The sequence below is a fragment of the Pseudoalteromonas aliena SW19 genome (assembly GCF_014905615.1).
GTDB classification, from domain to species: domain Bacteria; phylum Pseudomonadota; class Gammaproteobacteria; order Enterobacterales; family Alteromonadaceae; genus Pseudoalteromonas; species Pseudoalteromonas aliena.
This window is the reverse complement of record NZ_AQGU01000018.1, coordinates 163217-187533: the sequence shown is the minus strand read 5'-3', so window position 1 is coordinate 187533 and position 24317 is coordinate 163217. Positions and strand designations below refer to the sequence as shown.

Sequence of the window (24317 nt, the reverse complement as noted above, 5' to 3'; positions counted from 1 at the left end):
ACATGATGTTGTACACGCAAATAATGCGCTAGTTGATTGGCGCGTTCATTCAATGCTCTGTAACTCAAAAAATCGCGATTATAACTAACCGCAATTCTGTCCATAGATCTCTCAACCTGCAGCTCGATCAGTTGGTGCACACTATTTGACGTAAATTTAATTTTTGGACCACATTGCTGTGCAATCAATGTTTGTTCATGATCTTGAGAATATATAGCTAATTTCGTTACTTGTGTTGATGCCATCTGTTGTGCATCTATCACCAAGCTTTCCAACGCAGTATTCATCAATTCAACCACTAACTCTAACGGCACTCCAATACTAGCTTGAAAATCTAAAGTAAATTCATCACCAAAATCATTCACCGATAAATCTAGTGGATAATTACTCCGCTCTTGTACGGTTTCAATTTGGTATAATTGTGCCTGATTGTCATCTGCCACTCTCTGTGAATGACGATAATTTAATGTAGTACTAAATAATGGTGAACCAGGTTCAATTAGACTATGGCTTTGAGCATCCGCTAGAGATACTTGTTCATAAGGAATTAACGCTTGTAGCTCTGCATGTATATACTCTAATAACGCTGTCGTGGTTATTTCATCTAAATTGATCTTAATAGGCAATGTATTTATCAACATCCCCAACATACGATCAATACCTTGTTCACCACTCATGCGACCTGAAAAGACAGTACCAAATACAACCTCTTTCATATTACAACAATGTGACAGTACGATGGCCCAAGCTGCATGGAAAAGTACCGCTGGACTCATATGTTGCTGGCTTGAAATAATACGTATTTGCTTACCTAACAATGTATTGAGCGGATAACTCAATTCTTGCGAGTTTGAACCATCTCCTAAAATGTCTGTAAATCCGAACGGCAAAGTTGATTCTTCCACACAACCTAATCGTGACTTAAAAAAAGCTTCACTATCGAGTGTTTCTGCTCTGTACAGAGATTTAGCAACAAACTCCCTATACGGCACTTGTACAGGTAATTCATCGTTTCGGCCCTCAATACACATAGATAATTCTTCAAGGATTAACTCAACAGAAACATGATCTGTAATCAAATGATGATGCTTAAACAAGGCATAAACCTTGCCATCTGATTCATCTACTAATACTTGTAGGCGAAGCAAAGGGGCTTCTTCAATATCAATTTTATGATTGCCAGTTGTTACAAAATCTGCAAAAGCGACTGAAGCTCTTTGATTTGTATCAAATTTAAGATTTTCAACCAAAGAGTCAACTGTTCGTTGTACTATTTGTACAGCCTTATCTCGTCCACGCCATAAAATGACACTGCGTAAAATATCGTGACGTGCTACGACCTGCTCTAGCGCGCAAACAAATTTAACAAATGCCTGATTATCACTAAAAGTTAAAGAAGCAGAAATCACATAAGGGTCGTATTTCTGCTCTAATGTATGTGTAAATAAGATGCCTTCTTGTAATGCGGCTAGTGGGTAAATATCCTGTATATTTTCAGCACCTCCAGGTATCCTTAGACAAATTTCATTGAGATCCTGTTGCTCTAATTCAATCAGCGGTAACATATCCGCTGTAATTGTTTTAACACCCTTAGGAATAATATTTTTTGGAACCTGATAGATTTTAGTCTCATTAAGCGTAGTCAATGTTAATGCCATATCTGCCAACGTCTGAGCCTTAAATATCGCTAGCGTTTCTACTTCATAACCTGCTTTTTTCAATCTGGCATGAATTTTCATGACAAGTAGTGAGTGCCCTCCCAGTTCAAAGAAATTTGCATCACTACTAATCTTAGTTTCATCTATACCAAGTAATTCAGACCAAATAAGTACTAATAGTTTTTGTTTTGATCCCTGTGGTGCAATATAGTTTCTTTGTCTTGCACTCAGATTTGGTTCAGGCAATGCACGCTTATCAATTTTTCCATTTGGCGTTAACTGCCATTCATCAACGAAAACAAAAGCACCTGGCACCATGTAGGATGGTAAGTCTGCGGCTAACGCAAGAGTGATTTCATTGGCATTATCAATATCTTGCGAAACTATTTTGGAACTTTTTAATTCCACATATGCCACAATACAAGCATTACCACTAAGATCTTTTTGAGTTACCACTACGGTGTGCGCTATGTTGGTCAGCGCATTTATTTTTTTCTCGATTTCCCCCAACTCAACTCGAAAACCTCTGATCTTAATTTGGTCATCAACTCGGCCAACATACTCTATCAATCCATCTTCAGTGTAACGTACTAAATCACCGGTTTTATAAAGCGTTTTGGCTCCTCCAAACCCTATATTATAAGGGTTAGCAACAAAGCTAGTATCAGTCAATTCTAATTGATTAAGATAACCTAATGCCAAACCATCACCACCAACATATAGTTCACCAACGACACCTACCGGTAATAAGTCTCCTTGTGGTGACAAGATAAGTACAACATCTCCCTGTACACCTTGACCTATTGGTACCCCTGTCGATAGGTTTCTACCTCTTGGAATGGAATAACAACAGGTGAATGTAGTATTTTCTGTCGGGCCATAACCGTTAATTATTTGAACTTTAGGTAAAGCTGCTTGTACCAATTTTACCGCTTTCGGGTTTAACACGTCACCACCGGCCAGTATATATTCCAGCCCAAAACTCGATTGACATCCTTTGCTCCATTCGGTAAATAACCCCGAAGTTAACCACATCGCAGTTATATTTTCTTCTGCTATCACCGAATTCAATCGCTCAATAGTAATAAATTCGTCAGGGAAAAGAACACAACGTCCACCATTCAGTAAAGGACCCCATATTTCCAATGTTGCCGCATCAAAAGCAATATTAGCGCATTGTAAAAATACGGTATCATGATCTAACGTCATAAAATTAGGTGTATGGACCAAACGATTAACCGCGCGATGTGGCGTCATTACTCCTTTAGGCTCTCCTGTTGAACCAGAGGTATAAATTACATATGCAAGTGACGCTGATGTAATGCCTTTAACCGCAATCAATTCATCACTGCTTTGATGATCCAATAATACCTGCTTACTATCCAAAGAAACTAATTGTACCGTGCTAAAAGCTAGTTGTTTCTCAAGCCGCTTTTCAGTAAGAACGACTGACACTGCACTGTCTTCAAGCATATATGAAAGGCGTGATTGCGGGTAATTTGGATCCAAAGGCAAATATGCACCACCAGCTTTTAAAATCGCTAATGTAGCTACCAGCATGTCAACCGAGCGACCAATGCACAAACCAACCAACTTATTTTCGCCTACATGGTATGTGTCTCTTAAGTAATGCGCTAATCGATTAGCACGTTCATTGAGTTCCTGATAATTCAGTTTCTGTTTCCCACATTCTACCGCTATCGCATAAGGTGTTTTGTTCGCTTGTTGCTCAAATAATTGATGAATTAAAGCTTCTCGTGGGTAGCTTGCAGCACCAGCCTGAAAATCAGTTAACTGCTGTTGCAGTTCTCTTTTAGGTAATACAAACCTCGACTGTTCACTACTATCACAACGGCCAGATAATTCAGTTACGATTTTCTCTAATGCAGTTTGCATATAAGCAGAAATACGCTTCGCTGTGATACTCTTTTCAATTTGAAATTCAAGTGAGAAACCTTGACCATGATCATTAACAGAAACACCAAATGGATAGTTAGTTCTTTCTCTCGCATTTAATAAATTCCAATGCTCATTACCATATTGCGAGGTTATATTATCTTCTTTTGCGGCAGAATGACGATAGTTTAATATCGCACTAAATAAAGTACCGTTACCTTGAATACTGCTATAACTTTGTGCCTCAGCAAGTGATACTTGCTCATAGGGCAGCAACGCCTTTAATTCACTATCCACTTGTTGTAACTGCTGCAAAATACTACCTTGCTGCATTTTTACTCTAAGCGGTAAAGTATTGATCATCATTCCCATCATACTATCAATACCTGGCATACCATTCATTCTTCCAGATAGCACAGTACCAAATACAACATCATCACTACCACAACAAGCGGCTACAACCTTAGCCCAAGCTAGGTGAAATATAACCGCAGGACTAAAAAGATGGTGGCGCGCTTGCTCTCTGATTTCAGCACTGAGCAGTTGTGTTAAATTGATGTGCAGATCAATTATATCAATACCGTTCCCTGTCACTTCAGCTAGCTCAAATGGCAAGGTAGGCATCGTCACATCACCCAGTTTTTCACTAAAAAAAGCACTAACATTTAATCTTTCATTATGCGCGAAGGTACGAGCGATAAATTCTCGATACAATCCTTGTGTTGGGACTTCAATTTTCTTCGTAACACATAATTGTTGCAATTCCGTCACTAAGATATCTAAAGAAACATGATCCGTGATCAAATGATGGAAAGTCAGCAATGCATAACACTTTCCATCGAGGTCGCATTCTGTCACCGTAAATTTCATAAGCGGTGCAGCTTCCAAATCCAAGTTATGTTGATGTTCATCAACATAAGCCATGAAGCTCTCTTTCAAAATGCTTTTATCATCAAAAGTTAACGTTGCAATAGGTAATTTTGCTTCATTCAATACTACTTGTAAGGCACTTTCTCTACCTCGCCAAAAAATAGCCGTTCTCAGTACATCATGCCTAGTAATAATAGACTTTAATGCCTCTTTGAAATGATTGAGTTGTACATCATCAACAAACTCAAATGCTGCGGTCGTAACATACGGGTCTTGATTGGTATTCAAAGTATGGACAAACAATACCCCTTCTTGTAACGGCGCTAGTGGGTAAATATCTTGAATGTTGCTATAACCACTAGGCACTTTATTTGCAATTATATCAATTTCTTGCTGTGATAAATCAACCAGAGATAGCATATTTGGTGTAATGTATTCACAATTTTTAGGAATGCCATTTTGTGGTACTTTAAAGTCGTTTACTCCCTCTGTATATCTATCTAAGCATGTCGCCATTTCTCTTAATGTCGGCGTAGTAAACAAAGTATGTACCTGTATATTTCTTCCCTGACTTTGGAGTTTACTAGCGAGTTGCATCAGCAGCAGTGAATGACCACCTAATTGGAAGAAATTAGCTGCTGCACTGACCTGTTCAACATCTAATAATTCAGACCAGAGAGCTGCTAGGTATAATTCCATTTCAGTTTCAGGGGCTATATATTCCCCTTGTAAAGTAATTGTACTCAGCGACAATAATTCTTTCTTATCTATTTTGCCATTTGGAGTAACCGGCCATTGCTCTAACACTGTAAAGCAACTCGGTACCATATGTGCAGGCAAATATTTTTCTAGCTCACTTTGCAATTCTAATATAAATCTCGCAACTTGATTATCAGACACTGCTTGTGTAGGTATCACATATGCAACTAATTGATTAGTGCCACCTTGACGCTTTGTCAATACGACTGATGAATGCACCAGAATTTGTTGATTTAGCCCATGTTCGATTTCACCAAGCTCAATCCTAAAGCCTCGAATTTTAACTTGATCATCAGTACGGCCAACAAATTCTAAATTACCTGAAGGTAAATAACGTACCAAATCGCCACTACGATACAAACGCGGTCCACTGTTAGAATTATCTGTATAGTAAGGATTAACCACAAATTTTTCAGTAGTTAGATCCGGTTTATTGAGATACCCTTTAGCCAATCCAACACCACCAATATATAATTCGCCGATAGAACCAATTGGAAGCATTTTTTGATGTTCATCAAGCACAAATAATGAAACATTACTAATAGGCCTACCAATATGTATATCAGTATCAACTGATAACTTACATACCGTGGCGCAAACCGATGATTCCGATGGACCATATGCGTTATAGAAATCATATTTTTCTGCCCATCGATTCATTAGCTCTTGTTCACATGCTTCTCCAGCCACAATCAAGCACTGCAATGCATAATCATCTGTACAAGCTATATTGGCAAGGAATGCAGGTGGTAAAGTTACATGAGTAATTCCCTGTACCTTAAACAACCGTTCAATTTGGTTTGGATCAAGTCGTTCGCTATCGCTACTAATCACCAAAGTGGCTTCATTTAGCAGTGCCATCACCCAATCCCAAGTGCCTGCATCAAAACTAATTGAAGCATAATGCAATATTTTACTAGTAGATTTTACGTTAAATTGAGCACGCTGGTTTTGTGCCAAATTAACTATCCCTTGATGGGTACACATAACCCCTTTAGGCTTACCTGTTGAGCCCGAAGTATAAATTAGATAGGCTAAATCATCCGGTTGCTGCAAACATTTTATAGAAAAGTTCTGTTCAGCATAATTTGCCCAAGGGGCAGCTTCACTATTCATGATGAGGTTGTTTAGTTCAATTACTTGTAGCTGAGAAAAGTCGAGTGACTGTCTACACAACTCATTGGATAAGACTAAAGTAATACCTGAATCTTCCATCATGTATGTCAGTCTATCACTTGGGTAATTTGGATCTAGTGCAACGTAAGCACCGCCAGACTTTAGCGTAGCTAAAATAGCTATTATCATCTCGATTGAACGATTAAGGCAAATCCCAACATAGCTACCTGGTGTCACATCTTGCTGTTCAACTAAATAGCTTGCGAGCTTATTTGTTTGTACGTTTAATTGCGCATATGTAAAAGATTGTTGACCAAATACCACCGCAATATGATCAGGATTTTTCTCAACACAACGCTCAAATACCTGATGAATCGTCAAATTTTTATCATAACTAACATCGCAATCATTCCAGTCGAATAACTGTTGATTTATTTCTTCTTTGGTTGCCAATGTGTAATCACCAATTAGCATAGTTGGCATATTAACGACTTCAGAAATCATGGTTGTTAAACGGGTAACATGTCGAGAAATATCTTCATCTGCAAAAAAATTACGGTCGAAATTAAACTCAATCTGCACATTATTTATTTTTTCATGACTGCGGACATAAATTGATAAAGGGTGTGAACCATACCCGCTATTCAATGGCACTTTTCGACTCTCTACATTACAGAATTGGTTTTCTGATGGATAATCTTCTACCGATAAATGAATGTCAAATAACTGACCCTTTCCATCATTCACAGGTCGTAACTGACGAATTATTTCATGTAGTGGATATTTCTGATGTTTATAAGCACGTTTCAATTCAGCCGCAACAGCAATAAAAATATCCGCAAAGCTACTACTACGCTCAAATTCCACTGCAATAGGAATGACTGACGCCATCATTCCTATCGTTTTACGTAATTGTGCTGAGCTGCGATTGTGAACTGGCATGCCAATATTAACTAAGTTTCTACCATCACTCATCAAAGAGAAATAAACAGCTATCAAGGTTGTAAAAAAATGAGTTGGAGAGCATCCATATTTAGCGGTTAAAATTTGGATTTGATCAAATTGCTGCTGTGTTAATTCATATTCACATTTAACAAAAGGTTGATCATCGTAACGATTAGTCTTTTTAAGTAGCAAAGGATCCGGTAGTAATTTAAATTTAGCTTGCCAGTATGCTTGATCTTTAACAAATTTATTTGAATTTTTATAAGCTATGTCTTTGTCAAAAAACTTCAGATAAGAAGGACGCTCTGCGACACTGTCAGTTAGATTACCATTTTCATCCATTTTTACGTAAGTTTCACTGAGGTATTCTAGGAATAAGCTGCCGCCAATACCATCAACAACCAAATGATGAAAAATCACACACAAAGCACTCTCGTGATTGGAAATTTTTAACCAATGTAAACGCCATAAACAGTCACCTTGAATATTAAATGGAGTTGCCATTTGAGTTTGACAATAATCGATTGTTCGTTGTTTCGCATCATTATATTCAGAAAAATCAATACACTTCAAAGTATACTTAAATTCTGGGTTAATGTATTGATTGGCCTCAGTCCCTTGACTAACAATATTTATTTTAAACACATCAGTATGAGCTATCACGTAATCCAAAGCATATTGTAGTCGCTTAGGATCTACCTGACCCATCAATTCAAATCGACCGCCAATGTTATACAAGGGAGACTCTGGTTTGAACACTTGATCCATCCAAACTGGCTGTTGAGTAGATGTAAAGGGGTATTGTATATTATTCATTATTAGTCAATCCATGCTAACCGAGCCTCGCAACGCGAAGATCGTGAAACTATCAAGCCCATATTCAAGGCAAACATTTATCTGGTCAAAATACAACTACACTAAGGCAACTGATTCTCTAGTGGCAGCCTTATCAGACGGTCGTAATATTTCTTTCATTTGACCGCTTTCGAATTTTAAAATGCGATCTGAAAAGGTGAAATATTGCTCATCATGACTGATCACAAATACGGTTTTTCCTAATGTTTTAAGTTCAGTTAACAACTCAGAATAGAAGAAATTTCTAAAGTATGGGTCTTGATCTGCAGCCCATTCATCAAAGATATAAATAGGTGCATCTTCCATATAAGATAATAACAACCCCAACCTTTTCCTTTGTCCATGAGACAATTCGGTGGTCGAGAGGATGCCGTTTTGTACCGTTACTTTTTCATTAAGTTTAAGTTTCACTAGGTATTTACGAATCTTATCATCATCAGCCAATATACCTTTCGCATCAATAACTTGATCGAACAAATAAAAATCTGAAAATATAGTGCTGAAGTGACAACGATACTGATCCATATCTAACGTAGATGGCTTGCCATCAAGTCTGATTTCGCCACTTGTTGGCGTATAAAGACCGCACAGTACTTTCGCAAAAGTAGATTTACCACACCCATTACCACCGATCAGAAAAATCACTTCACCACGCTCAACACTCAAATTGATAGGTCCAATAGAGAAGTTATATTCATCATTATCATCTCGACTATATTCATAACCGACAGATTCAATATCCAGATTTGTCCATTCGTACGAAGGTGTTACAGTGCTATTCATATGCTCAAATAAAACATCATTAGAAAGTTGTAACTTTTCAATTTTTTGGCTAGATACGATGCCTTCAGCAACCACTGGAAATGTATTAAATAGCACAGTCATAGGTCCAATCAGATAAACTAAAGTTAATACAAAACTTACTACTACCTCAGTAGCAATACCGGATAAAAACAATTGAGAAGCAAATACTACCGATCCCAATGCAAGGAATAAAATCAGATTAGTCCAATTGCTAAGAATAATAAAAATAAGGTGAGCAGAAATAGTAGACGTTTTGATTTGATCAATATTAGGTGTAACGACATCATTATAGAAAAAGCGTTTACGGTTAAAATTAATATTTAGTTCTTTACCACCATCAATTAACGCACGAAAGTTTTTAAATAAGTTGTCGTCCAGTTCACGTACTGCTTTAAAACGCCCTATCCCAACATTCATTAGTAACTGTGCTACTATCATAGCAAGCACTAACACACCACCCACCCATAAAAACAACTGCCATGATTGATAACCCATGTAAGCAAAGCACAGTAATACTGTTGCCAAATTATAGGCAACATGCGGTACAGCACTCAAGGTTGCTGTAAGTGCTTCAATATCCTTGGTCAAAGTCGCAAAAATACGATGTCCACCCACCTTTTCAATCTGTTCATAACTCGTAGATAGCACCCGTTGAACCATATTTTCTCTTATACTTACCATGATCTGAACAGACAGTTTTGTCAGTATATATTGGGAGATCACACTAAAAGTTAAAAACGCAGTCAAAGTAGCAAAAAATATCATCAACCCTTTAATTGCATCGGACGAGGGATCACTTACTTGCTCAATTTCTGAGTTAACTAACGAAATGATACTAATACCAAATAAAGCACTGACAACACTCAGAAGTGTGGCAATAATGAGTAGTTTTTTGTGTAATAAAACTAACCTGTAAAACATAAAGTAACCTTGTAATAATTATAGATGAGGCAGTTATGCCTCTTCCTTAGACAAAATGTAAAAATCACCAATTCTGACTGTAGTATCAGTTCAGCATCCATGATCTCGAAATGGTTTATCTACGCATCACGCAATTAGCATCATGTTAATACGCTGAGATTTTCATATAATTTAAGCAGATAATAGTCGATTTAATTTCACTGCTAGACGGCTAACATAAGGACTTCTAACCATGGTTACATGCTGTCCTTCCGTCGTGATCATTTTTATGGGTTGCTTTGCATGTGACGCTAACTGCGCTTGCTTTTCATGCCAATAGTCCATACCTAGTTCAGCCGTAATAATCATGCTTAATTGGCCTTGTAACTTATGTTGCGGATAATAATAACGAGACCAATCAACTTGTTGAAAATAAACAGCAAATAAACGCTGTGTTATTGGTAAGTTAATCCACGATAAGAGTTGCTCATCAGAATCTTCAGGTTTAAGCTGTTGGGCATATGACAACATTAAGCCCTGCTTTTCCTCATCACTCATCTGAAATTCAGCTTGGTCATCTGTCGCAACTAAGCATTCACAAAGTAACACCTCAATATTACAATTTAGCGACTCTAATCTAAGTGCTACATCAAACGCCACAGCACCACCTGAGCTATGCCCCATTAAAAATATTTTCTCTGGACAATCAACCAACTCTTTTCGATGCGACAAAATAGCCTCAACATAACTTGATAATAAAGTATCCCAGTCCTCAATATGAGGATCATTAGGGCTCATACCAACTGGTTCAAGACTCATAAATTGTACGTGCGGCATAGCCCTAGCCAATTCCATATAACCACCACTGGTCATCCCTGCACCTGGCGCTAAATAAATTACCACTGACTTCGCAGTATCTGAATCTGTGAGCGATCTAATAGCCTGCCACTCGTAAGCATTATGGTTATCAATAATCACAGCCATAGCTGACAAGGTTGGCAGTTGAACAACTTTGTTAATTGCAATACCTCTTGTTTTAAAAGTTTGATCTATAGATTGCACTAACTTCATCACCAATAATGAATGACCTCCGAGTTCAAAAAAGTTAGCATTGCGACTAATTTTATCACTTGGCAGTTTCAATACATGGGCCCAAACCTCTGTTAATATGAGCTCAGTTTCACCTTGCGGCGCTACATACTCACCCGATATATCAACTTCTTCTGACACGGGTAATGCTTTTCGGTCAATTTTTCCGTTGGCTGTTTGCGGCCACTGTGATAGTAAAATAAAGCGACTTGGGATCATGTATTCTGGTAACACGCTTCCTAATGCCTGCTTTAACGAAGCGAGCAACTCTACTTCTGATGTTCCCTCTACCACCGTTTTTGCGTAAGCAAGCAAACGTTGATTACCACTTTTATCTGTCACCGCCACAACTTGCGCTGAGTCTATCTGTTCATGCTCAGCAATCTGATACTCTATTTCACCCAGCTCTATTCTGAAGCCTCTAATTTTAACTTGATGATCTAAACGCCCCATATATTCTATATTGCCGTTACTGTCATAACGGACTAAGTCTCCCGTTTTATACAATCGGGCACTGCTCCCTAACTTACCCTCATTATAAAATGGATTGGTAATAAATCGCTCTTCGGTTAGCGCTGGACGATTTAAATATCCTCGTGCTAAACCATCTCCACCTATGTGTAATTCTCCACATGCACCTTGCGGGAGCAAATTGGCTTCATCGTCTAATATATACAATTGAATATTTTGGATCGGCTTACCAATCGGTATGCTACTGCCATGTGCCTGCGAACAATCCCAATAACTGACATCAATTGCCGCTTCGGTCGGACCATATAAGTTATGCAGTCCCGCCTTAGGCAGACACGCGTTAAATTGTGTCACATGGTTGATTTGTAACGCTTCACCACTACAAAACACGTGTTTTATTGACTCACAACGCCCTAAGTCACCATGCTCTAACATGACACCAAGCATCGATGGCACAAAGTGCAGTTTAGTGATCCCCGTTTCAATGATTAGCTCTGTTAAATAACTCGGATCTTTATGCCCCTCTGGTTTACTAATGACTAGTTGTGCGCCTTTAAGCATAGGCCACACAAATTCCCATACCGACACATCAAAACTATAGGGCGTTTTTTGAAGAATTTTATCACTGCTGTCACACCCATATTCACGGTCCATCCAATCAATACGATTGTGCAGCGCCTGATGTTCAATTAGCACGCCTTTTGGATTACCCGTTGAGCCTGATGTGTAAATCATATAAGCGAGATTGTGGGCATTCAGTCCTATTTCGCTTGGTATAATGTTTGTTTCACTATAAGTAGAAAATTGATGCTCAGATACACTCCCTAGTTGATCAAGTAATACCACGGTTGCACTGCTAAGCTCTACGTATTCAGTGACCGCTTTCACACTCAATACGACATGTGTATTGGCATCATTAACTAAATACTGAAGACGGGCTGATGGCAGTGCAGGATCTAACGGCACATAGGCACCACCGGCCTTTAAAATACCCCAAATGCCTATCACCATTTCTAACGAACGCTCCACACACAAACCCACCAGACTCTCTGGTCCAACATGGTGGTTATCTCGTAAGTAATGTGCTAACTGATTTGCTTTGGCATTAAGTTCTCCATAACTGAGCGTCTGCTCACCAAAGTGTAATGCTGTATCCGTTGGGTTAGCTGCTGCCTGCGCTTCAAATAATTCATGAATACAAATATCATGCTGATAACTCTGCTGTGTATCGTTCAATGCTGATAATAGCTGATAACATTCTGCTTCATGTACAACAGATAGTGCACACATCGTTGTATTGTGATCTTCAGTCAATGCAAGCACTAACTTCTCTAGCGCAGTGATCATATAAGCTATAATATTTTCTGGTTTAACTTTATTATCTACTTGTAAATTTAAAGCAAACCCTGTTTGCAAATCATCCACCGACAATACAAATGGATAATTAGTACGCTCTCTAACCCCTAATAGTTTTAAATCTGTTTGTTCATCCGTAGCAGCAATGTCGTGAGAGTGACGATAATTAATCACAGCGCTGAATAATGGAATATTACCCTCTAGCCCGCTTTCTCTCATTGCTTCAGATAGCGAAGCCTGCTCATAAGCCAATAATGATTGTAATCCTTCGTTAACTGAACTTAACAATTCAAGTGCATTTTTCCCAGCAAGCGTGACCCGAAAAGGAAGCGTATTAATCATCATACCCAGCATCCGTTCGACTCCAGGCCCCCCCTGAAAACGCCCGGATAAAACAGTACCGAATACGACGTCTTTTTGCCCCGCACAAGCAGCTATTACTATAGCCCAAGCAAGATGAAACATTGCTGCAGGACTCATATCTTTTGCTTGAGCCAAGCAACGGATCCGCTCTGCTAAATCGATTGATAATTTGGTCTTGTATTCTACTATTTCAGTACCATTGCCATTAACTTCACTTAGACCAAATGGATAAGCAGGTTGAGTATAACTACTTAGTATATCGTGAAAATATGCGCTATTGTCTTGATGCTGATTATTATGTAACACCCTAGCAATAAAGTGCCGATAGGGTATTGCATCTGGTAGTTGATGTTGTTGATCTTCATCAAGCAACGCTAACTCTTCCATTAAAATGTCTAGAGATACATGATCTATCAGCAAATGATGCACTTTAAGCACGACATAAATACGCCCATTATCATTCATCGCTTGCAACTGCATCAAAGGGCTTGATTCGAGCTCAATTCGATGTTCACCGTGTGTAACGTAATTTTGAAATACTTGTCTTGGCTGTTGTGTCGAACTGACAGGCAACCATTCTAAATTTAGGCTAACGGATCTTAACACCACTTGCACAGCTTCTGTACGGCCACGCCACAAAATTCCGGTACGCAGAACATCATGTCGCGCGATCATAGTATTAAGTTGATTAAGTAAAATATCTAATAACGGTTTTTCACTAAATTCAAACGCAACGGTAGTTACATAAGGATCACGTCCATCTGTTAAAGTATGTATTGCAAGCATTCCTTGTTGCAGTGGAGCCAACGGATAAATATCTTGAACATTTTGTACTCCACCTGAAACTTGAGCTGTTATTTCATCTATCTCGCTTTGTGATAAATCAATCAAATCCAACATTTCAGGCGTAATATAATCACATTGAGATGGGATCAAGTTATCTGGTACCTGAAAATCATTTCCATTAACACTATTTGGCTGAAGTAGTTCAGCCATGACAGCCAAGCTAGTACACGCAAATATTGCCTGTGTATCTACCTTATAATCTCGTTCTTTTAATTTTGCGATTAACTGAATTATCAGCAAGGAATGGCCGCCTAAAGCAAAAAAATTCGCCTTGGTACTCAGTGTTTCTTGCTCAATTGCCAATAACTCAGACCAAATTTCAACTAATACTTTTTCTTCTTTATTTTTTGGTGATTGATAATCGTCTTCGCTAACAAAGTCAGCCTTAGGCAAAGCTTTACGATCAATTTTTCCATTATTAGTAAGTGGCCAAGCTGTAACAGTCACAAATGCCGAAGGTACCATATAATCGGGCAGTCTGTGTTTAAGTTCACAAGCTAACTGCTCATTATTATAATCTCCATCTTCTACTCGCTGCTGACTTGCCACACTTAATTCAACATACGCAACCAAACGTTTGATTTTATGGTCACTGCTAACTACCACCAAAGCACTTGTTACTTCGCTCAATTGCGTGATTTGTTGTTCAATTTCGCCCAGTTCAACCCTAAAACCTCGAATTTTAATTTGATCATCAACACGACCCATATACTCAATAATTCCGTCGGAATTGTAACGAACCAAATCGCCACTGCGATATAGCTTTTTATAGATATTTGAATCCGTAGCCTGATAAATAGGATTATTGACAAAGCTTTGTTGCGTAAGGTCATCTTTATTGAGATAACCCAATGCTAAACCGGCTCCACTAACACACAACTCACCAATACAACCATAAGGTACCAATGAGTTTTCGTTGAGGATCAAAACCTGATCTCCCCTCAGCGGTAAACCAATAGGTACATTGGTAATAGCATCAAAGTTTGCAGGAATTGAATAACAGCAAGTAAAAGTAGTATTTTCAGTCGGTCCGTAACCGTTAATAAGTTGTGCTTTTGGTAGCATAGCCTGAACACGACTAACAGCTAGTGATTCAAGTACATCTCCACCGGCAAGAATGTATTGCAACGGTAAATCAACTAAACTCTCTTTACTCCATTCGCTAAACAAGCCAGAGGTCAGCCAAAGTGAGTTGACATTATGGTAGGCAATTAATTGATTTAATTGCTTCAGTTCAATGTGGCGTTGAGGATAAATAACACATTTCCCGCCATTTAATAGTGGTCCCCAAATTTCTAAAGTAGCTGCATCAAATGCGACATTAGCTGCTTGTAGAAACACCGTATCTTGGTTTAACGTCATAAAGTTAGGTTCTGTGACTAAACGACTAACTGCCCTATGTGGTACCACGACACCTTTAGGATATCCCGTTGAACCTGAGGTATAGATCACATATGCAGGATCACTTGCTAAAATAGGCTTAGCCGCTAATTTTTCTCGACCATAACGGCTTAAGTCTTCAGCCTCAGGAAGTTTAATAGACATATCATCATTTAATATAACAAGCACAATATCAGTATTTGCTAGAAGAGAACTCAAAAAATCAATAGTAATGACCAAATCCACCTGAGCATCTTCAAGTATATAATCCAACCTCGCTTGTGGATAATCAGGATTTAACGGTACATAAGCACAGCCAACCTTTAACACCGCCAACATAGCAACTATCATTTCAGCCGAACGAGGTAATAACAAACCAATCGTTTTCTGTGTATTCAAATAGCCTTGTTCAGTAAGATAGTGACCAAGACGGTTAGATGCACGATCCAGTTCCCCATAAGTAAACGCTTGCTTGGCACACACAAGTGCAATGCTATCAGGTGCAGCAGTAACACTAGATTCAAATAACTCAGTAATAGTGCGGTACTCCACTAAATCTATTACTTTTGTTTGCAACAAATGTTGCAACTTGTCTTGCTCATCAGGGTGTAACGCCGAAACTTGATTAAGCTCTATTGGTGCCAATTTTGTCGCACTTTGTGCCATCCGTTCTAGCACAATATTTAGCTGGTTATTTAAGCGTGAAATAAACTCACTTTTGAATAACGCTTTATCATAAGTCCAATGTATGTCAATTCCGCCCTCATGAACACTAAGATTAAGCTCAAGATCGAATTTACAAATCGGTGTTTCGCAGGCAACAGGTTCCAGAGTCAACTCTGATAATTCGACTTTTTGAGTTTGTCCTGATCCCACACCAAAATCAGAGTTAGTGGTTAATACAATTTGAAATAGTGGACTATATGCACTATCACGACACACATTTAGCGTTTCAACAATTTGTTCGAATGGCACATCTTGATTAGATTGTGCATCCTTATGCACACTACGAATATGATTCAAATAATCATCAAGGGTCTCATATAGAGTATTTACGCGAAGCACCAATGAATTGACAAAAAAACCGATTAAGGTTTGTAGTTCAGCTTCGCTACGATTTGCGATAGGGGTACCAACTACGATGTCATTGCTTGTAGAAAAACGAGACAGAGCTAAAGCTAAAGCTGCATGCAGTACCATAAAGGAAGTCAATTGATGCTGTTGTGCCAATTGTTGCAATTTATTTGCAACAATACTGGGCAACGAAGTAGATAAGCAGTCGCCGACATATTGTTTTTTATTTGGTCGAATATAACTCAGAGGCAAGCTATGCAGCGCAGGCAAATCAGCCAACTGAATGCGCCAATACTCTAATTGCGATGCCAATATATCACCATGCAGCCATTCCCTTTGCCATTGTGCATAATCTCTGTATTGAATGGGTAGCTCTGGTAACGACTCAGTAAGTTTTTGAGATAGGCTAGCGTACAGAATAAAAAACTCTTTACTCAATACAGCCATCGACCAGCCGTCAGACGCAATATGATGCATATTGAAAAGTAAAAACCCATGTTGCGATGACTCATCTTCAAGTACGCCTAGATTAACATACGCTACACGCAACATAAGATCAGTACTTAGATCAAACGGAGTTTGTGCATCCTCTGTTATCAACTGTTCTAATTTCTGATGTTTTTCCTCACTATTCAAACCACTTAAATCATGACGACTCAAACAGAAATCAGTCTTTTTTTGCACTTTTTGTATTGCTTCACCATTACGATGTAGATAAACGGTTCTCAATATTTCATGGCGACTAATAATTTTAGTAAATACTTGCTCAACAAGGTCTAAGTCAAGCTCACCATAAGTTTGATAGGCTTGTGGCATATTATATTCAGCAGAAGAACCTTGTAGCTGGTCTATAACCCAAAGTCTTTGTTGAGCAAAAGAAAGCTCAACGTGTTCGCTTTTAGCTTTACATAATTTAGGCTTTTTATTACTACGTCCATACAACTGTTTTAAAAAAGTTTTAAGCGCATCTTTATTACTTGCCAATGACTGCTTTAATTGGTTATCCAATTGCTTGGGCAATTTAAGTGTGATTTTATCATTTTCTGATTTAAAAATTACACCTGCTTGTTGAAGCTGTTGAAAAAGTAACTCAACACTCATAGCTCAAAATCCTCAAATTCAATGTTATCTTCCTCAATTACCGATCCTTGGGTGTGAATTGCCTGAATAGAATTGATAAAGCCTGAGATTTGTTGAATATTCTCACAGCGATAAAGATCTGGTATTTGTAGATCAACACCCAATTCTTCATTAATCCTCTGTAACAACTTCATAATCAACAATGAGTGACCACCCAGCTCAAAGAAATTTGCAGTAGTGCTTATAATCGCTGATTCTATTTTTAACAACTCCCCCCAAATTACCACTAACTGATTTTCTAATATATTCTGTGGCGCTACATAACCAGTTTGCATCAAATTAATATCAGCTTCTGGTAGTGCTTTTTTATCAATTTTACCATTTGTCGTTAGTGGCCATTCATTCATAAACACAAACGCAGCTGGTACCATGTAAACTGGCAGTTCAGTCGATAACGCAGTAGCTAAACTAAGCGCCTGTTCACGCTCATCATTCACACTTTGTTTAAGCTCAATATAAGCGACTAGTTTCTTGTCAATTTTGTCAATTGATTTCACCATAACAAGAGCATTTACGACTTCATCCAGACAGTTTAATCGTCGTTGTATCTCGCCCAATTCAACTCTAAATCCACGGATTTTTATTTGATCGTCAACACGCCCAACATACTCTATTAACCCATCCTTGCCATAACGCACCAAATCGCCTGTCTTATACACCTTTCCTTTGCAACCTAAATCGTCACTATAAGGGTTCCTTATAAAGCGACTATCTGTCATCTCCGGCTGATTCAGATACCCTAATGCTAAGCCATCTCCTCCAACACACAATTCACCAATGCCCCCTGCTGGGATTAAACTACCCTGCGCTGATAAGATTAGTACTGTGTCTCCTTGCACTCCTAATCCTATTGGTACTCCCTTTGATAAGTCCCTACCTCGTGGGATAGGATAACAACAAGTAAATGTGGTGTTTTCTGTCGGCCCATAACCATTAATAATCTGAACCCTTGGTAACGCTTCTTGCACTGTTTGTACCGCTTGAGGATTCAATACGTCACCCCCTGCTAATACATATTTCAATCCTAAACTCGGCTGGCATCCTTTACTCCATTCGGTAAATAACCCCGATGTCAGCCACAATGCGGTGACATTTTGCTCTGTTATCACCGTATTTAATCGCTCAATAGTAATAAAGTCGTCTGGGTACAAGACACAACGTCCGCCATTTAATAACGGTCCCCATATTTCCAATGTCGCTGCATCAAAGGCAATGTTAGCGCATTGTAAAAATACGGTATTACTATCTAACTCCATAAAATTTGGTGTATGAACTAAACGATTTACCGCCCTATGTGGTGTCATCACTCCTTTTGGTTTACCTGTTGAACCTGATGTATAAATCACATAAGCCAGTGACTCTGATGTTTGCCCTATCGCTCTGGGTAGATTTTCACAACTGTGTTCTTTCAATTCCATATCTAGGCTATCAACACACACCAATGGCACTTGACTAAAGGCTAATACTTCCGCTAATCTCTGCTCAGTCAACACCACTGTGACCTCTGTGTCTTCTAACATGTATGCTAAACGTGACTGAGGATAATTTGAGTCCAATGGCACGTAAGCTCCTCCGGCTTTTAAAATCGCTAACGTACCGACCAACATATCTACTGAACGCCCTAGACATAATCCAACTAAGGTATTCGCACCTACTTGATATGCCTCTCTCAGGTAATGTGCTAGTTGATTGGCGCTTGCATTAACTTCGCGATAACTCAATCTCTGCTCTTCGCATACCAACGCAATAGCATCCGGTGTTTCTATCACTCTTTGTTCAAAAACTTCATGTATACAAGCTGCTTTTGGATACGTGGCTTCCACTGCTTGATACTGCTCTAATTGCTGCTCTAATTCCATCTTTGGTAGCACTTGTAAGGTGTTTATTGTATGACTTCCATCATTTAATAGCGCTGATACCACACTCTCCAATGTTGTGTGTACATAAGCGGCTATTTGCTCTGCTGCAACACTGCGGTCAATCTGAAAATCAAGTGTAAAGCTATCTCCCTCCCCCCGATCATTAACCGAAAGTTCAAACGGGTAGTTCGTGCGCTCTCGTGTACTGAGTAAAGTCGCATTTCCTTCTTCTACTTCTGATGTACTGTCTACTTTGTCTTGCGCGGTATGACGGTAATTTAGTATTGCGCTAAACAGCGGCGTATTACCCTCTATCCCACTATGACTTTGTGCTTCAGCCAATGAGACTTGCTCATAAGGCAGCAGTGCCTGAAGCGCATTATTCACCATGTTCATGGCTTCAGACACTTTAATATCATGTAGTTTCAGTCTTAAAGGCAAGGTATTTATTAGCATTCCCATCATACGCTCTATGCCAGGCATACCATTCATACGACCCGACATGACAGTGCCAAATACCACATCATCACGACCACAACAGGTACTCAGAACTTTAGCCCACACTAGATGAAAGAGTACCGCTGGACTGCATTGATGCTGCTTTGATAAGGTACGAATTTGTTGCGATTGTGACTCTGTTAATTCGGTACTGTATTGCGTAATGTCATTCCCATCCCCGAGCACTTTAGCAAGTTCAAAAGGCAAGGTAGGCGTATCAACATCCCCGAGTGTTTCAGTAAAGAATTCTGCCACATTTAAATTCGCGGTCTGATGTATTGAACGTGCAATAAATTCACGATAAGGCAGTGGTTTCGGTAACGACGCAGTATCTGACGCGCTTAATTCTGACATAAGGATATCGAGTGAGACATGATCGGTGATCAAATGATGAAACTTTAGTAATGCAAAGTAATGTCCCTGCTCATCCGCCTCAGTAATGGCGAGTTGGATCAAAGGTGCCGTTTCCAAATCAAATCCATGAGGCCCTTGTGTAACATAATTTTCAAAAGCAGTTTTTAAATCTGGGCCACGCAAATCTAATTTAATTACAGGTAACTGAGCGTGTCGCTGAACTAATTGTAACGCTTGTTGACGACCACGCCATAAGATGGCCGTTCTCAAAACATCGTGTCGATCTATTAACCAGCCAATCTGTGTTTCAAAATGATTTAGGGCTTCGACATCATCAAAAACAAAGCTTGCTGTCGTTACATACGGGTCTTGACTAGGGTTAATTGTATGGACAAACAATACACCTTCTTGCAGTGGTGCTAATGGATAAATGTCTTGGATGTTAGTCATATTACCGTTTACGTTCGCCGCTATTTGCTCAATTTCATTTTGTGACAGCTCAACCAGCGGAAGCATTGCAGGCGTAATATTTTCACAGTTTTCGGGGATCATACTATCCGGTATCTGATATTTATCTTGCGAACAAATTGAAGTTGAGATCTCTTCCGCCATCATTGCTAAACTTTCAGCCTGAAACAAACGCTGAGCTGAACACATCAAGTTATGTTGTTGAAGTTTTGAGATTAATTGCATGATCAATAATGAATGGCCACCCAACTCAAAGAAATTTGCAGTGGTACTTATTTTTTCACTTTTGAGTTCTAATAGCTCAGCCCAAAGTAGAGTTAGAAGAAGTTCAACTTCATTTTCAGGCGCAATATATTCTTGTGTTGAAAGATCGCTATTCGGCGCAGGCAATAATTTTTTATCTATTTTACCATTCGGTGTTAATGGCCATTGAGCCATTAACACAAACTGATTAGGTACCATATGACTCGGTATGTTAGCACTAATAGTTTGTTTAATTTTCACCAGAAAAAGATATTCATTTTCTTCATCTATCGTTGTCTCATACGTGAGACAGGGCTGTATATAAGCGACTAATTGTTGTCCACCACTTAGTAATGTTCGAGTAACAACTAACGACGTTGTTATTTCTGTTAGTTGGTTAAGACGATGTTCAATTTCTCCCAATTCAATTCGAAAACCACGTAGCTTAACCTGATCATCCATACGACCAATAAACTCTAAACAGCCATTGTCGCAATAGCGTACTAGATCTCCTGTGCGGTACAAACGCGGACTATTATTAACACCCTTTTCTTTATAGTAAGGATTATTAATAAAACTATCACTTGTTAGTTCATGACGATTTAAATAACCTCGAGCAACACCTGCACCACCTAAATAGAGTTCACCGATACTGCCAATTGGTAACCTTTCCTGAGTAAAACCAAGAATATATGCCTGACTATTGGTAATCACTTTGCCAATATCTGGCACTCGGTTTAGATGTGAAGTAAATCTAGCATAAGTCGAGTAAGTAGTATCTTCAGAAGGTCCATAAAGGTTACAAACTGCAACACCTGGCAAAATATCGAAAATCAAGTTAACTTGTTGCGCAGTTAACGGTTCACCAGCGAGGTTAACCACTTTTAAGCTGTCGGGTAACGCATTTGCCTCCAGCAGAGCTTTCATCGCTGAAGGAACTGTATTAATCATACTTATATCAAGTTTTTGCTCGGTCAATGCCAAAGCATTTTTCACAATCACACTTTGATAACCAAAACATAACGGCAAGAAAATTTCGAATACTGAAAGGTCAAAATTTAACGATGTTGAGGCAAGTACTTTTTCCAACTCAAAATCATTAAATGCTTGTTTAGCCCAGTGTAACATTGCCACCGTATTACGGTGCTCTATCATTACGCCTTTAGGATTTCCTGTTGAACCGGATGTATAAATAAGGTATGCCAAATTAGTTTCATTTACACCACTTTCATCTCGGCTTAAATTACTCTGTGAATAACACGAATACTTACTATCAGATAATCCTATCAGTCCATCCAGCATGACCATATTCGCTTCTGGTAATGTCACTTTGGCCATTACTTCACGTTGACTCAACACCACGGATAATGATGCATCATCAATCAAATAGGCCAAACGCGCTTCAGGATAATCTGGATCTAACGGTACATATGCTCCGCCTGCTTTAAGGATTGCCATCATGGCAATAACCATTTCTAGCGAACGTTCAACGCACAAACCGACTGCACGTTCAGGGCCAATATTATGTTCAAAACGAAGATAATGGGCAAGTTGATTTGCCTTGATATTTAACGCTTTATAAGTAAGTGACTGTCCAGCAAAGTGTAGTGCGATACGTTCAGGGTTAGCTGCTGCCTGGATCTCAAATAACTCATGAATACATAAGTCATTGGCATAACTCACTTTATTGTCATTAAATTTATTTAGCTGAATCAATTCCCGCTGAGTCAACATTTCGACCGAGGCCGTTGCACAATTTTTACTTTCATCCCAATCAGCTAAAAACTGTAAAGTATTTTGTAAATGATCAGCCAAACTTTCGATGTGACCATGAGAAAATAAAGCCATATCATAAGTCCACTCTATCATCCCTCCTTGCTCACTTAAGGTCGCATTGATATCCAGATCGTATTTAGTAAATATTTCTTCACCATGAAGTGGTGAAATAGTTACTCCAGCTAGATCCGTGTCACCATTATCTTTGTGAGTAACACCATAGTCTGAATTAGTCGTTAACATGATCTGAAATAGTGGGCTATGCGCAGTACTACGAGGTACCTTTAATATTTCAACCAGCTTTTCAAAAGGTAAATCTTGATGCGATTGTGCATCTAGATGCACCTGCCTAAGTTGCTCAAAAAAATCTTGAAGTGATTGGTTGCTAACATTAAGCCTTAGCAATAAAGTATTAACAAAAAACCCAATTAGTGATTCTAGTTCCAATTGTCTGCGATTGGCAACTGGCGTACCAATGACAATATCATGGTTATTGCTATTACGAGAAAGCACTAATGCCAGCGCACCATGCATCAACATAAATGGAGTCAGCGAAAAACGTTTAGCCAGTGTCTGTAATTTTATGCAAAGATCTGCGGGGAATTCTCGAAAAACTAATGCCCCATCATAAGATTTAATCTCAGCTCTCGGAAAATCAAGAGGTAAGCTATGCACTATAGGTAAATCAGCTAATTGCTGTTGCCAATAAGTCTTTTGCGACTCAAGTATTTCACCTTGTAACCAATCCCTTTGCCATTGAGCATAATCACTATATTGAATTTTTAATTTAGTCAGTGGATTGGTTTTACCAGCACTATAAGCTTGGTACAAAGTAAAGAACTCTCTGAGTAGTATCTCCATTGACCACCCATCCGTTGCTATATGATGCATATTAATAAACAAAACACCTTGCTGTATTTTATCATCGGGTAAAGTCAGATAACTGACTCGGATCATAAAATCTTTTTCCAGGTTAAAAGTTTCTTTCGACTCACTGGTAACAAATTCAGCTATACTTTGTTTCTGTAACTGCTCATCATCAATGTTAGACTGTACGTGTTTGATAGCAAAATCTTGGACCTCACGTAAAGTCTGCACTAGTCCTTTTTCATTTTGACAAAATATAGCTCGGAGCACTTGGTGTCGCTCAACAATTTTAGTAAATACACGTTCTAATATGGAAATATCAACATCACCAGATAGTTTAAATGCCATCGGCATATGATATTCAATCGAACCACCTTGGATCTGATCTAAGGTGTATAGACGCTGTTGCGCAAAAGAGATCGGATAGTTTGTCTTATTTTCTCTAACAGTCAGCTGACTAACAGAATGGACTTTACTCAATTTTTCTAAAGTATCAATAATGGCCATTTTATTATTTTTAATTTTTGCTGCAATATCTGCTGTAATGGCACCATTCTTTGCCTTTGATTTTAACTTTTCGTTTTCAAGGTATAGCCTGATCCCAGCTCTTTCAAGCTCAACTAGCAGTTGTTTGATATTTTCCATAATGACTGACTAACTCTAATTTATATTTGTTAAATTCTCTTAATTGCAAAAGCAAAAACCTGTTGAACCACATCCTGCTTTTACC

At 38.7% G+C, this 24317-nt stretch carries 4 protein-coding genes; all 4 read right to left on the bottom strand.

Going from position 1 to position 24317, the window contains the following annotated elements:
- The coding region (locus PALI_RS01580; RefSeq protein ID WP_193154621.1) for a non-ribosomal peptide synthetase at positions 1–8060 on the bottom strand (8060 nt) is incomplete at its 3' end.
- Between the two features lie 96 nt (positions 8061–8156).
- On the bottom strand, positions 8157–9824 hold the full coding sequence (locus tag PALI_RS01575; protein ID WP_193154619.1) for a cyclic peptide export ABC transporter: 1668 nt from the start codon (positions 9822–9824) through the stop codon (positions 8157–8159).
- Between the two features lie 171 nt (positions 9825–9995).
- Complete coding sequence (locus tag PALI_RS01570) at positions 9996–17483, bottom strand: non-ribosomal peptide synthetase (protein WP_193154617.1); 7488 nt, start codon at positions 17481–17483, stop codon at positions 9996–9998.
- Positions 17480–24232: a non-ribosomal peptide synthetase gene (locus PALI_RS01565; RefSeq protein ID WP_193154615.1), complete on the bottom strand. Its 6753-nt coding sequence runs from the start codon at positions 24230–24232 to the stop codon at positions 17480–17482. The genes PALI_RS01570 and PALI_RS01565 overlap by 4 nt, the downstream gene beginning before the upstream one ends.
- Positions 24233–24317 lie beyond the last annotated feature (85 nt).